The organism is Saprospiraceae bacterium, assembly GCA_016719615.1.
Classification (GTDB): domain Bacteria; phylum Bacteroidota; class Bacteroidia; order Chitinophagales; family Saprospiraceae; genus Vicinibacter.
Genome location: JADJYQ010000001.1, coordinates 1,942,755 through 1,955,715, shown reverse-complemented (window position 1 = coordinate 1,955,715; position 12,961 = coordinate 1,942,755). Strand labels below are relative to the sequence as shown.

Annotated in this window: 14 protein-coding genes and 4 pseudogenes; 16 read left to right on the top strand and 2 right to left on the bottom strand. The window is 36.5% G+C overall.

Going from position 1 to position 12,961, the window contains the following annotated elements:
- The first annotated feature begins 240 nt into the window (after positions 1 to 240).
- From IPM92_08060 to IPM92_07985, 16 genes and pseudogenes are all read left to right on the top strand, one after another.
- A complete protein-coding gene (locus IPM92_08060) occupies positions 241 to 582 on the top strand; it encodes a hypothetical protein (GenBank protein ID MBK9108317.1) in 342 nt (113 codons plus the stop codon).
- A gap of 161 nt (positions 583 to 743) precedes the next feature.
- On the top strand, positions 744 to 1,487 hold the full coding sequence (locus IPM92_08055; GenBank protein ID MBK9108316.1) for a hypothetical protein: 744 nt from the start codon (positions 744 to 746) through the stop codon (positions 1,485 to 1,487).
- Complete coding sequence (locus IPM92_08050; GenBank protein ID MBK9108315.1) at positions 1,487 to 2,398, top strand: hypothetical protein; 912 nt, start codon at positions 1,487 to 1,489, stop codon at positions 2,396 to 2,398. Before IPM92_08055 ends, IPM92_08050 begins: the two co-directional genes overlap by 1 nt.
- Positions 2,353 to 2,715 (top strand): hypothetical protein, encoded by a 363-nt coding sequence (locus IPM92_08045; GenBank protein MBK9108314.1) that lies wholly within the window; start codon positions 2,353 to 2,355, stop codon positions 2,713 to 2,715. Before IPM92_08050 ends, IPM92_08045 begins: the two co-directional genes overlap by 46 nt.
- Positions 2,716 to 2,719: 4 nt before the next feature.
- Positions 2,720 to 3,412, top strand: coding sequence for a histidine kinase (locus IPM92_08040; protein MBK9108313.1), 693 nt, complete (start codon positions 2,720 to 2,722; stop codon positions 3,410 to 3,412).
- Between the two features lie 24 nt (positions 3,413 to 3,436).
- Positions 3,437 to 4,089 (top strand): annotated as a pseudogene (locus IPM92_08035) (response regulator transcription factor).
- A 708-nt stretch (positions 4,090 to 4,797) separates the two neighbouring features.
- Positions 4,798 to 5,118, top strand: a pseudogene (locus IPM92_08030) (enoyl-CoA hydratase/isomerase family protein).
- Between the two features lie 800 nt (positions 5,119 to 5,918).
- Positions 5,919 to 6,299, top strand: a complete 381-nt coding sequence (locus IPM92_08025) for a hypothetical protein (GenBank protein MBK9108312.1) — start codon at positions 5,919 to 5,921, stop codon at positions 6,297 to 6,299.
- Positions 6,266 to 6,586 carry a hypothetical protein gene (locus tag IPM92_08020; GenBank protein ID MBK9108311.1) on the top strand — a complete coding sequence of 107 codons (321 nt, stop codon included), beginning with the start codon at positions 6,266 to 6,268 and terminating at the stop codon, positions 6,584 to 6,586. The genes IPM92_08025 and IPM92_08020 overlap by 34 nt, the downstream gene beginning before the upstream one ends.
- An 82-nt stretch (positions 6,587 to 6,668) precedes the next feature.
- Positions 6,669 to 6,818 (top strand): hypothetical protein, encoded by a 150-nt coding sequence (locus IPM92_08015; protein ID MBK9108310.1) that lies wholly within the window; start codon positions 6,669 to 6,671, stop codon positions 6,816 to 6,818.
- A gap of 218 nt (positions 6,819 to 7,036) precedes the next feature.
- Entirely contained in the window at positions 7,037 to 7,216 is a 180-nt protein-coding gene (locus IPM92_08010) for an aminotransferase class I/II-fold pyridoxal phosphate-dependent enzyme (protein MBK9108309.1), read from the top strand.
- 896 nt (positions 7,217 to 8,112) lie between these two features.
- Entirely contained in the window at positions 8,113 to 8,355 is a 243-nt protein-coding gene (locus IPM92_08005; protein ID MBK9108308.1) for a hypothetical protein, read from the top strand.
- Between the two features lie 128 nt (positions 8,356 to 8,483).
- The gene (locus IPM92_08000) at positions 8,484 to 8,888 is read left to right on the top strand and encodes a hypothetical protein (protein ID MBK9108307.1); all 405 of its coding nucleotides are present in this window, start codon (positions 8,484 to 8,486) and stop codon (positions 8,886 to 8,888) included.
- 8 nt (positions 8,889 to 8,896) lie between these two features.
- Entirely contained in the window at positions 8,897 to 9,286 is a 390-nt protein-coding gene (locus IPM92_07995) for a hypothetical protein (protein ID MBK9108306.1), read from the top strand.
- Between the two features lie 108 nt (positions 9,287 to 9,394).
- Positions 9,395 to 10,160: pseudogene (locus IPM92_07990) on the top strand (sulfite exporter TauE/SafE family protein).
- Between the two features lie 277 nt (positions 10,161 to 10,437).
- Positions 10,438 to 11,703, top strand: a pseudogene (locus tag IPM92_07985) (adenylosuccinate synthase).
- 383 nt (positions 11,704 to 12,086) lie between these two features.
- Here the strand turns inward: IPM92_07985 and IPM92_07980 are convergent.
- Together IPM92_07980 and IPM92_07975 are read right to left on the bottom strand one after the other, a co-directional pair.
- Positions 12,087 to 12,311 (bottom strand): hypothetical protein, encoded by a 225-nt coding sequence (locus IPM92_07980; GenBank protein MBK9108305.1) that lies wholly within the window; start codon positions 12,309 to 12,311, stop codon positions 12,087 to 12,089.
- Positions 12,312 to 12,403: 92 nt separating this feature from the next.
- Positions 12,404 to 12,706 carry a hypothetical protein gene (locus tag IPM92_07975; GenBank protein MBK9108304.1) on the bottom strand — a complete coding sequence of 101 codons (303 nt, stop codon included), beginning with the start codon at positions 12,704 to 12,706 and terminating at the stop codon, positions 12,404 to 12,406.
- Positions 12,707 to 12,961 lie beyond the last annotated feature (255 nt).

Sequence of the window (12,961 nt, the reverse complement as noted above, 5' to 3'; positions counted from 1 at the left end):
AGTTTGTTTAAGTGACATAAAAGATATATATTTTTCGTTTAACTAACGAACGTTAATTCATTGAAAAATCCCTAAAAGTAATTCTCCAAAATCCATCATCTGCGATCCATCATCCATCAACTATCAACCATCATCCATCAACCATCAACTATCAACCATCAACCATCATCCAACAACTACCACCCATCCACCAAATTCTATATTCTATTGTGTTTTTTGGTCGTATTATTGCATTGAAATATGAAATTACTTATTCCGGATCGGCGACCACTTGTTAACTGGATTTTGGTTTGTAGTTTGCTTATATTCATTTGGGCAAGTTCAGGCATGGACAGACTGTTCAGTCAGAACGAGCTTGACTTTAATTTTGAATTCTTAGGAGACGATTGCGGCATTTCTAATCGATCTATAAATGGCTTCCAGCAAGACAAGTATGGATTTTTATGGATTGGAACAGGGGATGGTCTGAATCGCTTTGATGGAAAAAGTTTTAAAATATTTAGAAATATCGAGGGTGATTCTACATCTCTTATTGATGACTTTAACCAATTTTTGGCAATAGATCCCAAGGGAGATTTGTGAGAGCTACAGAGGCAAAGGGATTAGTAAGTTTGATAACAATTGTCAGTGTTTTATAAATAACTACAATATCGCAAAGGAATACCTGATTTATTTAATTACGGCTTTTCCATTTTGCGAATTGAGGCAGACAGCACTTTATGGATTGGGGAAATTCAAATGGTTTGAATTTATTGAACCTCAAGACCCAAAAAATAAAACATTGGGATTTACCGGACCTGGAAAAAAGATTTTCAGGAATTGAGAAACAAGCCACCAATTCAATTTATCAAATATATACTAAGGATGGTAATTTATATTGGTTGATCACTGGCGCCGGCTTATACACCTTTGATAAGAGAACAGAAAAATTTGAACATTGGTCACAGGATTTGATAGATCCTTCAAAAAATAGACATGATTTTCTAGTTAAGATGGAATTGGAAGGCGATCATGGTTTTTGGCTCGCATCCAATGGTGGTCGCTTGTTCTATTTTGATTTGATGACCAGGAAATTTTCTACTTTCCGGGATCCGGTGACTGTAAATCGAAAGGAGATCGATTATGCCATTTATTTTATTCAAAGAAAAAGCGAAAATGAATTATGGGTCATAATTGCTTCGCGCGGTATCGGTGTTTTTAATACTAAAGAAAAAAAATTCTACTTTCCGGATGAATCCTATTCTAGTCGATTGTTATTTCAATTAAATTCTACTTATTTATTATACACATTACCCAATGGAGTCGTATATGGTGCAGCGCTGGAAGGATTAATTAAATTGAACCCGCATGCAAAAATATTTAATTTTAATGAATTAAAATTGAAAATAGCCAATATTCCAATCAATTCCATTTTTCAAAAATATTTGAAGATACAAGTCATCACTCCATTTATTTTGCGACATTATTTGGAAATGGTTTTAATGTAATGAATAAAAAAACCGGCGAAATTGATAATTATCCGGTGGACTATAGCCGCGTGCCAAAAGAAAAATTCATGAAAGTTTTTGATGCTACTCAGGACGATGAAGGAAATATTTGGGTTGTTGGAAATACAGATGTATATGAATTTAAGGGGCTTAAAAAGCAACTTATAAAACTGGTAGATCCTTTTCAAAAGGAAGAGCAAGATAGTAATTATATTGTTAGCCGGATTATTAAGGACAAGGATGGTACGTTATGGATCCTGACAAACAAAGGTGGATTGCATACATTTGATCCTTTGAAAAAGAAAATATCGCCAAGATTAAACAATAGTCTGAATAAATATAAATTGCCAACCTACATTTTAAAAATGGAGTGTAGTCCAAAGGGTCAAATTTGGCTGGGAAGCAAAACGGATATCGTTTATTTTGACAAAGAAAATTTGCACACTGTTTATATCGACAATGAAGTATATCATGAGAAGATCAAAGATGGATTTTCCACCATGTCTTTAGATACTTCCGGTAATGCTTGGGTAAGTGTTTATTCCGGCGGATTGTTGCATCTTGAATATGATCAAAGAAGTTTTAAATCAGAGGTTCTTGATAAATCAAAGGGTTTACCTAACGATCGAGTGTATCAATTATGTGTTGATCATCTTGGCTATTTGTGGATTTCAACAATCAAAGGGGTTTATTCTTATAATCCACAAACGAATTATTTCAGGCATTTTGATAAAAATGATGGAATGGATCCCAATTCTGTTTCTATTCGTTTTTTTCAGGACCGCCAAAATAAATTGCTTCTTGCTGTGCCGGGAAAATATTCTAAAGTAAATTTTGATGCACTGACGCGAAATTATTCCCACCTTTGGTATATATTGAGAAATTCAATGCTCAGAATAAAGAAAGAATAGTACCATTTACAGATCAATTGAGTTTTAAACTTGCGCCTTCTGAAAATTATTTTTCGATTGAATTTTCTTGTATTGATTTCGAAAATCAATCCAATCATCGATTTTCATACATGTTGGAAGCTTGGGATAAAGAATGGATAGATTGCGGCATCAGGCGTTATGCCAGTTATAGTAATTTAAATGGTGGCCAGTATATTTTTAAAGTTAGAGTAGCGGCAGATGATGGGCAATGGAGTGATCCTATTCAGGTTCCGGTTTATATTGATTCGCCGTTTTATAAAAACCTGGTTCATTATCATCACTGCATTGTTTTTTAGTTTTATGATTTATGCTTTATATTTATTTCGCATTCGACAAATTGAAGCCAACGAGCGCATAAAAACTGAATTTAACAGACAACTAACGGAATCGCGCATGGAGGCGCTCAGGGCACAAATGAACCCCCACTTTATTTTTAATTGTCTGAACTCCATTAATCGCTATATTATCAAAAGCGATGTGAAGACGTCCTCGCTATATCTCACCAGATTTGCAAAATTAATGCGTCTCATACTTGATAATTCTGAACAAAAGCAAGTGGTATTATCCAACGAATTGGAAGCACTTCGATTATATATTGAAATGGAAGCACTGAGATTTGACCATAAATTCAGTTATGAGATTTATATTGACAAAAATTTAGATACTGACCAGCTTGAAATTCCACCTTTGATCATTCAGCCTTTTGTAGAAAATGCAATTTGTCACGGTTTGCTCCCAAAAGAATCAAATGGACATTTATCCATAAGCCTTTCTTCACAAGGTGATAGTCTGGAAATAATAATAGCTGATAATGGAATAGGAAGGGCAAAAGCGGATTCTTATAAAAGTACAAGTTCTCCAACGAGGAAATCCATGGGAATGAAGCTTACCGAGGAAAGGCTTAAATTAGCTGCCGAGAATTTAGAAAAAGCAGGATCTCAGAAAATTATAGATTTGTTTGACGAACAGGAAATCCTTCTGGAACAAAAGTAGTATTAACGATACCAATATAGAATCATGATTCAGGCGCTTATTATTGATGATGAAAGGAATTGCATTGAAATGCTTGAATGGCTTTTACAAACCTACTGTCCCGACGTAGCTATTCTTGCAACTTGTAACTCAGGCGAATCTGGAATTGAAGCGATAAGCAGGTTGCGTCCCCAATTGGTGTTTCTGGATATCGAAATGCCTAAAATGAACGGATTTGATGTGCTTGAACATTTAAAGGAAATTTCTTTTGAAGTTGTGTTTACCACAGCTTACGACAATTTGCAGTGCGGGCTTTTAAATATGCGGCTTTAAATTATTTACTCAAGCCTATAGATCCTGAAGACTTGCAAGGCGACGATCAAGCGACTTCAGGAAAAACTTACGATGCCCTCCAAAGAACAAATGGATCTGTTATTTCAGAATTTGTTAAATCCCAAAACACAAGTGGAGCGGATTGCCTTATCAACTGATGACGGCCTGGTTTTTGTCCAAACTTCAAAATTACCTATTGCAAGGCAGAAAGCAATTATACATACGTAGCGATGTCTGATGGAAGAAAATACTCGTTGCTAAAACCCTTAAAGAAATAGACGAGACATTGTCCGGTAAGGATTTTTTCAGAGTGCACAACTCGTATTTGGTGAATGTAAATCACATTTTAAAGTTTGTAAGGGTGATGGGGGTATATTGTGATGCCCGATAAAACCGAGATCACCATTTCAAGGAGTAAAAGGACGAATTTTTCGACTTTTTGCCAAATTTTAAGTTTCGCACAGCCTTCCACTAAGGAATCCTGTAAACTACTCATAATTTAAGCCATTCACTAATTGATAAGCCGGAAGGCTTGAGGCACCACCCTACCTTTGACTTATGAATTGCAGATATCATATCAAAAGAATAAAGGAGATACTCGGAATTAACCGGTATGACCTGTTTTTCTGGTCACAGTAGTGTTTATTTTGTTTTTGATCCTTTATTTATTTAAATGAAGGTGGACCTTGCTTGGGACCGGAAGCAGCTTCATTTATCCACTTTTATGTGATGCAAAAGTTCTTTAATGCTTTCGAAATTTGTGACGAAATAATTAAATCTAAACTTATAAAAATGATCTTACAATCAAACAATCAAACTCAGAATTTAAATTCACTTACAACTCATGGGCAAACCTGAACCCCGCGGGTATCCAGCCAAAAAAACAAACCAATTGTCGTTTCGCGAGGAAGCATGAGCACGTTCAATATCAAGTTTCCAATAACTGTGCTTTCATCACTTTAAACAGAGCTGAAAAAATGAATAGTTTGCACAGAGGATGTTGGTTCAAATTTCCGCCTACCTCGATCAAGCTGAATTGGATCAGGAGGTAAGGATCATTGTGATCAAGGAAATCAGAAAGCTTTTGTACAGGACAGGATCTTGGAGAATTACTTGATGAAAATCCACCAACTGTTGAGGAGTTATTAAAGAATTACCACGATCCGATCGTACTAAAGATCAGTAAATCCTCAAAACCTGCAATAGCCGCTGTCAACGGAGTAGCTGCAGGTGCCGGAGCCGTTTTTGCAATGGCATGTGATATTGTTGTAGCCAGTGATAAAGCCAGTTTTATTTTTGGTTTTTCTCAAATAGGATTGACATCCGGAAGTGGAAGTTATTTTTTAACGAGAAAAGTCGGACTCAAAAGCAGCAGCATTATTAATGTTAGGTGAAAAATGAATCCACAAGAAGCAGAGAGGTGGTATGATATATAAAGTGATCCCCAGGATACATTTGAAGCAGAACTTGGAGTGATGGTCGCTAAAATGGCGCAATTGCCGGCACTGAGTCTCAACTTACCAAACAACTAATTTCTCATTCATCTCATAACGATTTGGATGCACAAATTCTTTTAGAAAGAGAAGCAAAATGTCGTGCAGGAAATAGCCCAGATTTTGCAGAAGGAGTCAACGCTTATTTTCGGAAACGAAAGCCCGTATTTAATCAGAATAATGGAATCCCTCGTCCTGCGGATTGCATTACAAGAATAAATATTAATACTAATAAGGAATTCCTTAGTAAGCAATCATGTATCACTGGATAAATTCTTATTAATAAGTCAAATTTTATGGTGTCCATTCAATCAACAAATATTTATCCGCAACTTGAAAAGAGCTCTTCTCTGGATTCCTTATCAATAATGGGGATTCTAATAAAAGAGTTGGAAAAATTGTTTGCCTTGTATGGAAGGAATGGAGCGGAGTTCTGAAAAATTGCTTTCCCACTATAATCATTAAAGCGCTCAATAAGCGAATATGTTCAAATGTAATAGACGAAAATATCTCACGAAAAATGCTATGAGATCCCCAGATTCGAAGTTATTTAATATACTTATTGAGAAATTCCCATTTGTTAAATACAGTCAGCAAATTACCAACACAGCTATTGCTAATTTAATTCAGAATGAAAGGGAAGCAACTATTATAGATATAGGATAGGTCAAGGGACTCAGATTCTGAATATTCTTGATTTATTGAAGCATTCTGAAAAACTTGAAAATTTGGTTGTCGTGGGCATTGAGCCTTTTTCTAATGCATTGGCAACAGCGCAAGAGCGCATCATGTCGTTTAGCACTGCACTCTCTTTTGAAGTTGAATTTATAGCAAGACAAGAATACATTGAACAAATGGATTTTGCATCTCTTCACCATTTGCCTGGAATGATTGTTGTCAATGCATCTTTGGCTTTACATCACATTCAGTCTGAAGAACAAAGGCTAAAAACGATTGAGAGCGTAAAGAGCTTAAATCCGGCAGCATTTGTTTTGATCGAACCAAATGTCAACCATTTTGAACCAGATCTGATGAAACGACTCAAACAATGTTTTCATCATTTCACAGCATTTTTAAAGTGATTGATAATTTGGAAATAGAGGAAACAGATAAAAAATGCACTCAAATTATTCTTTGGCAGAGAAATCGAAGATATTTTAGGAAAACAGAAGCTGATCGATACGAAAAGCATGAGAAAGCTACACAGTGGATCGATCGCCTGGTAAAAAGCCAGTTTAATATACCTAAGGATGTTTTAAAACTTCCATTGGAATCGCATTTGGGTGTAAAAATGAAGTACCATCTGGAAGGCTTTTTTGGATTTACCTATGAAGATGAAACGGTCTTAGCAGTCATTTATGCAAACTAAAATTGGATCTGTAATGAAATCATTTTTAACGACTATTTATTAGCAGCAAAACAAGAATTTCTGATGTGAATCAAAAAATAAATTGCTTCTTGATAAAAATGAACAAACTATAGATATCGATTTGCAATGGAAGGAAATGGTTTTGGATGAACTCAGGGCTGCTCATGGAACAGGTATCCGGACGCTGATCATAGCGATATCGAATCAAAATTGCAGATTATTGCGGCCTTAAACGTGAGAATATTGTCCTAAGTCCGGGATCTGCATCTATCATCACGACTTTACTGAACTACTTTGCATTGAGTCAAAAAATATATTTATCACCTAACCATCCTATTCCTTGTTTGATTATCATTGTAAGACTTACAACATTCGATATCAACCATGGTTTCTAACAGATAAATTAAGTATGCTTATGACAGGCTACCTGAGCTTGGAAAAAATTCAGTATTGATTATTACGTCTCCAAATAACCCAGTTGGAAATTCATTTGATATTAATTACCTTGAATTTCTATTGAATTTGTATCCAGAATCCATGATCATTGTTGATGCTGTTTATTGTGAATTTGGAAATGTGGATTATACACCGCTAGTCATGAAATATAAAAATCTGATTGTTCTCCTATAATGAAGATTTGTTCTCAAAACTTGCTGAGAGTCTGGCCTCAAACGGGATTAAAGTATTAAATGCAAACAACTTTTCGATGTTGGAAAATACATTCAGAGTTTCTATAGGCACTCTAAGAAAATCAAATGTTTTTAGAAATTCTGAAAAACATCATTGATAACATAATCCAATCCAAAAGTATTCAAAACCAGATATTGACGGTAAATTGATACTAAAAACTAAAGGTATGTAAGTTCCTAAATAAAAAATCCTATATCAATTATTTTCACCGAATACTGTATATGATTCGAGTAAAAATTTACACAAAACGGTCAACCCTATTTAGGCATTGACACTCCATCATCTATAATCCATAATCCATAATCCATAATCCATACTCCATCCTCCATCATCCAAACTCCATCCTCCAAATTTCCATTCCACTAAATCAACATCAATTTATGCTACCTTTAAGGCATGGCAGAAATACATTACGACTACATCGTAATTGGCTCCAGGCTTTGGAGGTTCAGTAGCGGCTATGCGGCTTTCTGAAAAAGGATATCGCGTGCTTGTATTGAAAAGGGCAAAAGATGGGCAGCCTCCGATTTTCCAAAATCTAATTGGAATTTGAGAAAGTTTTTGTGGATTCCTTTTTCTCAGATGTTTTGGAATTATGCAAATGAGTTTTTAAAAAACTGTTTGTACTAACAGGTGTAGGTGTTGGTGGTGGATCTTTGGTTTATGCTAATGTGCACATGATGCCACCGGATTCATTTTTTGAGGACCCCAGCTGGGGTGTTATCAAAGACTGGAAGTCTGTACTGAAGCCTTTTATGATAAAGCCAGATTTATGCTGGGCAGTACTCGTTATGATAAAGAGCACTATGAAGATGAAATATTGAAACAAGTTGCTCATGACATGTGGAGTTGGACAAACTTATAGGCATGTGGATCGCATTGGTGTCTACCTGGGTGATTCAGATGGTGATCCCTATTTTAATGGTTTGGGGCCCCGTTCGGAAGACCATGCATTGAATGTGCAGGCTGCATGGTGGGTTGCAGGCATGAAGCCAAAAATAGTCTGGATAAAAATTATTTGTGGTTTGCTGAAAAATATTTTTGGCGCAAGCATCATCCCCCGAAATGAAAGTTTTTAAAATTGAACAAGCTGCGGATGGATCATATGTTGTGTATACCAGATCTGCAACAAATGTTTTTCAAAAAATAAAGTATTTCATACCAAGGAATTGTATTAAGTGCCGGCGTTATAGGTACACTGGATTTGTTGTTCCGTCAAAAATTTCAATACAAAACACTAATAAACCTGAGTCCTACTCTTGGAGACCAGCTGCTTACCAATTCAGAAATGATTTCGGGAGTCACTGTATTAGATCAAAAACTAAACCACGGGGTAGCCATCAGTACCATGTTTAATCCTGACCAACATACATTTGTAGAATTGTGCAAATACCCCGATGGTTCCGGTTCCATGTTTAGATTGGCAGGCCCTGTAGCTTCAGATGGGAATAGGTTTCAAAGAATAGGAAGTTTGTTATCTCATTTTATTCGTCGGCCTTTAGCACATTTGAAGGTGATTTTGAATAAGGATCTTGCCCGCCATTCCTTAATTTTCTTGATTATGCAGACTTTACCTTATAGCCTTCAGATGAAATGGCGTAAAACATTATAGGTGCGGGCATGCGACTTATTGATCCGGGACTAAATAAAAATTCGGAATTTATAAAAGTGGGTCAGAAGGCTATGCTAGACTACGCTGCCAAAGTCAAAGGAATTCCTCAAAATGCACTCACTGAAGTCATGTTTGGGATGGCAACAACAGCCCATATCTTGGGTGGTTGTAAAATGGGTAAAAATTCAGTGCAAGGCGTCATCAATGATCGGATGCAATTACATGGTTATGCTAATTTTTATGTATTGGATGGATCGATGATTCAGGCCAATCCGGGTGTGAACCCTTCATTGACCATCACCGCCATGAGCGAATATGCAATGAGTATGATAGACGTCAAGCCCGGACATACACAGAAGACTCTCGAAGAATTAATGTTTAGCCATAATTCCATTTAAAGCTAATGTGAAATTCGGTATAGGCGTACTTGTATATCAAGCATTGGATTATATTTACAAAGCCTAGGGTTGCTGATAAATTGTTTGTTATCCGGAAATGGTAATACTATGGAAATTTTCTTCATTTCATTGATTGCTTTGCAGCTGCGATTTTGACTTTTTTTCCGGTTTTGGTTTGGGAACTTTGCTGACACCTGTATTTTTAATTTACCTTCCCGTAGAAACCGCGGTCGCGTTTACGGCAATCGTACATTTGGAAATAATATTTTCAAGCTCTATTTAACGGGAAGTCAAATAAATAAATCGATTCTCTTATATTTTGGACTGCCCGCTGTTCTCGCTGCCATTTTTGGATCCTGGATACTAATCTCTATTCCTGATAGCCAAGCTTTGTATTCATACACTTTATTCGACAAAAAATTCTTTATTTATCCTTTAAAGTTGATGATCAGTTTCTTGCTTATCATTTTTGCACTCATGGACTTATTACCTGCTGTAAGAAGCTTCAATTTTCAAGTGACAAATTGATTTGGGGCGGATTGATAGTGGATTTTGGCGGATTATCTGGCAATCAGGGTGCCTTGCGCAGTGCATTTCTCATTAAAACGCGGATGCCAAAGGAAACTTTCGTAGCAACCACAGTCGCGATATCAAGTCTTGTAGATGTAAGCCGCTTAAGCGTTTATGCAAGTCAATTTAATGCGATGACCACAAACCTGGATTGGAGCTGGCTTTTGTTTCCTAGCCTTTCAGCTATGTTAGGCGCATTTATTGGCAATAAATTATTGAAGAAAATACTTTAGAGCAGATTCAAACCATAGTTGCCATTATGGTACTTTTGTTGGCTTTGGGTATTGGACTTGGCTGGGTCTAGTGTAGTAATAGCTTTATTTTTTGATCTATTGGTTTCTAAGCAAATTCATCATTTCTTGAAATTATAAATTTCTTTGATCTAAGCTGCTAAAATTTTGAGTTTAATTTGATATTGGACTATTACTGTTTCAAGTTTTGCTTACTTTTTTTTAAATTATTAACTGAATCTGCTCTTATGGTTCAGCTTATTGGAAGTTCCCAAAGTAAAGCATCACTGTAAAGTTCAATATGTGCGCTGTTTTTCCTACCTTCGCTTTTTACTTTACGAAACTCAAAATATGCCCGTTGATGCAATTCTTGGTCTGCAATGGGTGATGAAGGGAAAGGAAAAATCGTCGATTACCTAGCAGATCAATACCAGGCCGTTTGCCGTTTTCCAAAGGCGGACCCAATGCCGGACACACTTTATATATAAATGGACAAAAATTTGTGCTCCATACACTTCCTTCCGGAATATTTAGGCCTAATACTTATAATTTTATCGGAAATGGAGTCGTCATAGATCCAATTACTTTAGCTGCTGAAATTGCTAAAACCATTGGGACGGTAGCTGATTTAAAAGATCGACTACTTATTTCCAAAAGTGCTCATCTTATTGTGCCCAGCCATCGATGGATTGATCTGGCTTCTGAAAATGCAAAGGCAAATCCAAAATTGGATCTACTTTGTAGGTATTGGCCCTTGTTACATGGACAAGACTGGGCGTAATGGTTTGCGTATTGGCGATATACAGTTGCCGGGGTTTCTATCCGCCTACAATTCATTAAAGGAAAAGCATCTGCAATTTTTAAAACAATTTCCTCTTGTGGAATTTGATATCGAAGCAGAGGAAATCAAATGGTTTGAAGCCATTCAAAACATTTCTCAATTACAAACAACCAATGGAGTGTATTGGCTAGATAAGCTTTTATCAAATGGCGCAAATATTCTGGCGGAAGGGCACAAGGCTCCATGTTGGATGTCGATTTTGGTACCTATCCATACGTTACTTCTTCAAATACGATTGCTGCTGGTATTTGCACGGGACTTGTGTTGCACCAAATAAAATTAGAAAGATCATTGGGATTACCAAAGCTTATTGTACCCGGGTTGGATCGGGGCCATTTCCATCTGAATTACTTGATGAAACAGGTGAGCGTCTGAGAAAAGCTGGTAATGAATTTGGATCGACCACTGGTCGCCCAAGGCGCTGTGGCTGGCTTGATTTGGTACAATTGAAATATAGCAATATGATCAATGGAGTGACCGACTTATGCATGACTAAAATTGATGTACTCAATGAATTTGAGACCATTCAATTGGTCAATAGCTATAAAACACCTAACCATCCGGAAGATGTAGAACTTCCTTTTGATCTCAGCACAATTGACAGTATACAACTCAAACAATTTGATGGCTGGATGCAGGATGTCAGTCATTGTAAAAATTTTTCAAACCTGCCTTTACAAATGAAATCGTATTTAAAATTTACAGAACAGTTTTGTCAAACAAAGATCAGCTTACTTTCCAATGGTCCCGGACGAGATGAACTCATTGTGCTTTAAGGATAGCTATAAATTTTTTGCGGTATATTTAAGTTGGACTTAGGTCTTCAGTGGTTTGGTTTCTAATACTAAATTGATTATTGTACGCAGATTATCTGCTGAAATGAAATTCATTGTATAGGTAACAACTTCGCAATCTTTGAAGACTCAAAAGATGTTTATCCTTAACATTGTAATTTCAAATTTTACAAAATTTTAGAGCCCAAAACTACCATCTGTTAGGCTTATTTTAAAAGATAATACCCGTTTGTCAAAGTTTGTGTTTCCATTAATACCTTAGCAGATTCAACTTGAACAAAAGGAAGAGAATTTTTCTTTCCATTTAGATCATGTGATCAATTCTCGAAACCTGCGAGGGATTTTCAAACTTCAGGTAAGCCTAGTCAAAACAAGGATTCGGATATCTTGATCAAATTTTCGATGTTTGGATCTTCATTGGCGACCGCACAATCTTTACCTCTGGTTTGGAAATATAAGGTAAAGGGTTTTGAAAGTTCGTTCAAACAATTCGCGCTTACTTTTGGTTGATATTTACTGCAACTATCGAGAGCATTCAGCTCAGGAATTCTTGAATGCGTTACTCCTTTAACCCAATCATCTTGATACAATTTTTCGATAAGCGTATTCGAATTCGGATGCAGGATGAGAGCTCAAAGAAATTGGGCAGAATTCGTTTTTAATTCTAGGAGGTCCACATTATTTATAGCTGGGCACAATCCTTCGAAATGTAAACGCAATATTCTTCATATTCGCCAAATTCAAGAGGTTGAAAACAAGCCAGGGGAGTGCTGGAAGAAAATTCAGCAAATTTCAGAATCACCCTCATTCGCGTCCAACCCGAACGAGCGTTAGTTGGTATCGTGAGCGAATAATTTATTTGATATTTAAATTGTAAAGTGGGAACTGCATAATTTTCTGCATCATCAAATAAACCGTCCTGGTTCCAGTCAATCCAGGCTGCGGCTACCATAGTACTTGTATCTGATAGATGGCCGGTCTTCAAAAGTAATTTGATATTTTTCGATTTTTCGAATGTCCATTGTTGATTTACTACCTACATAATTACCATAACCTGCATTGTTGCCACTGATAAAGATTCCTGGTCCACTTCGATCGCATGCAGCCACTCAAGTTCTGAAGAAGGTCTGAATCTTCTGCAATAATCCAGATTGGTGCAAGCCTCACATCCGTTCGTAGTAAAATATAAAGTCTCGAAGCGGCACTTAATTTGCCATTGCAATGCGAATAGACGAATAAT

Excerpts from the sequence above, each read along its gene's own strand:
- IPM92_07995 (MBK9108306.1), top strand. The coding sequence starts at position 8,897 with ATGCGACTTATTGATCCGGGACTAAATAAAAATTCGGAATTTATAAAA.
- IPM92_08005 (MBK9108308.1), top strand. The coding sequence starts at position 8,113 with ATGACATGTGGAGTTGGACAAACTTATAGGCATGTGGATCGCATTGGT.
- IPM92_08040 (MBK9108313.1), top strand. The coding sequence starts at position 2,720 with ATGATTTATGCTTTATATTTATTTCGCATTCGACAAATTGAAGCCAAC.
- IPM92_08050 (MBK9108315.1), top strand. The coding sequence starts at position 1,487 with ATGAATAAAAAAACCGGCGAAATTGATAATTATCCGGTGGACTATAGC.
- IPM92_08020 (MBK9108311.1), top strand. The coding sequence starts at position 6,266 with ATGTTTTCATCATTTCACAGCATTTTTAAAGTGATTGATAATTTGGAA.
- IPM92_08060 (MBK9108317.1), top strand. The coding sequence starts at position 241 with ATGAAATTACTTATTCCGGATCGGCGACCACTTGTTAACTGGATTTTG.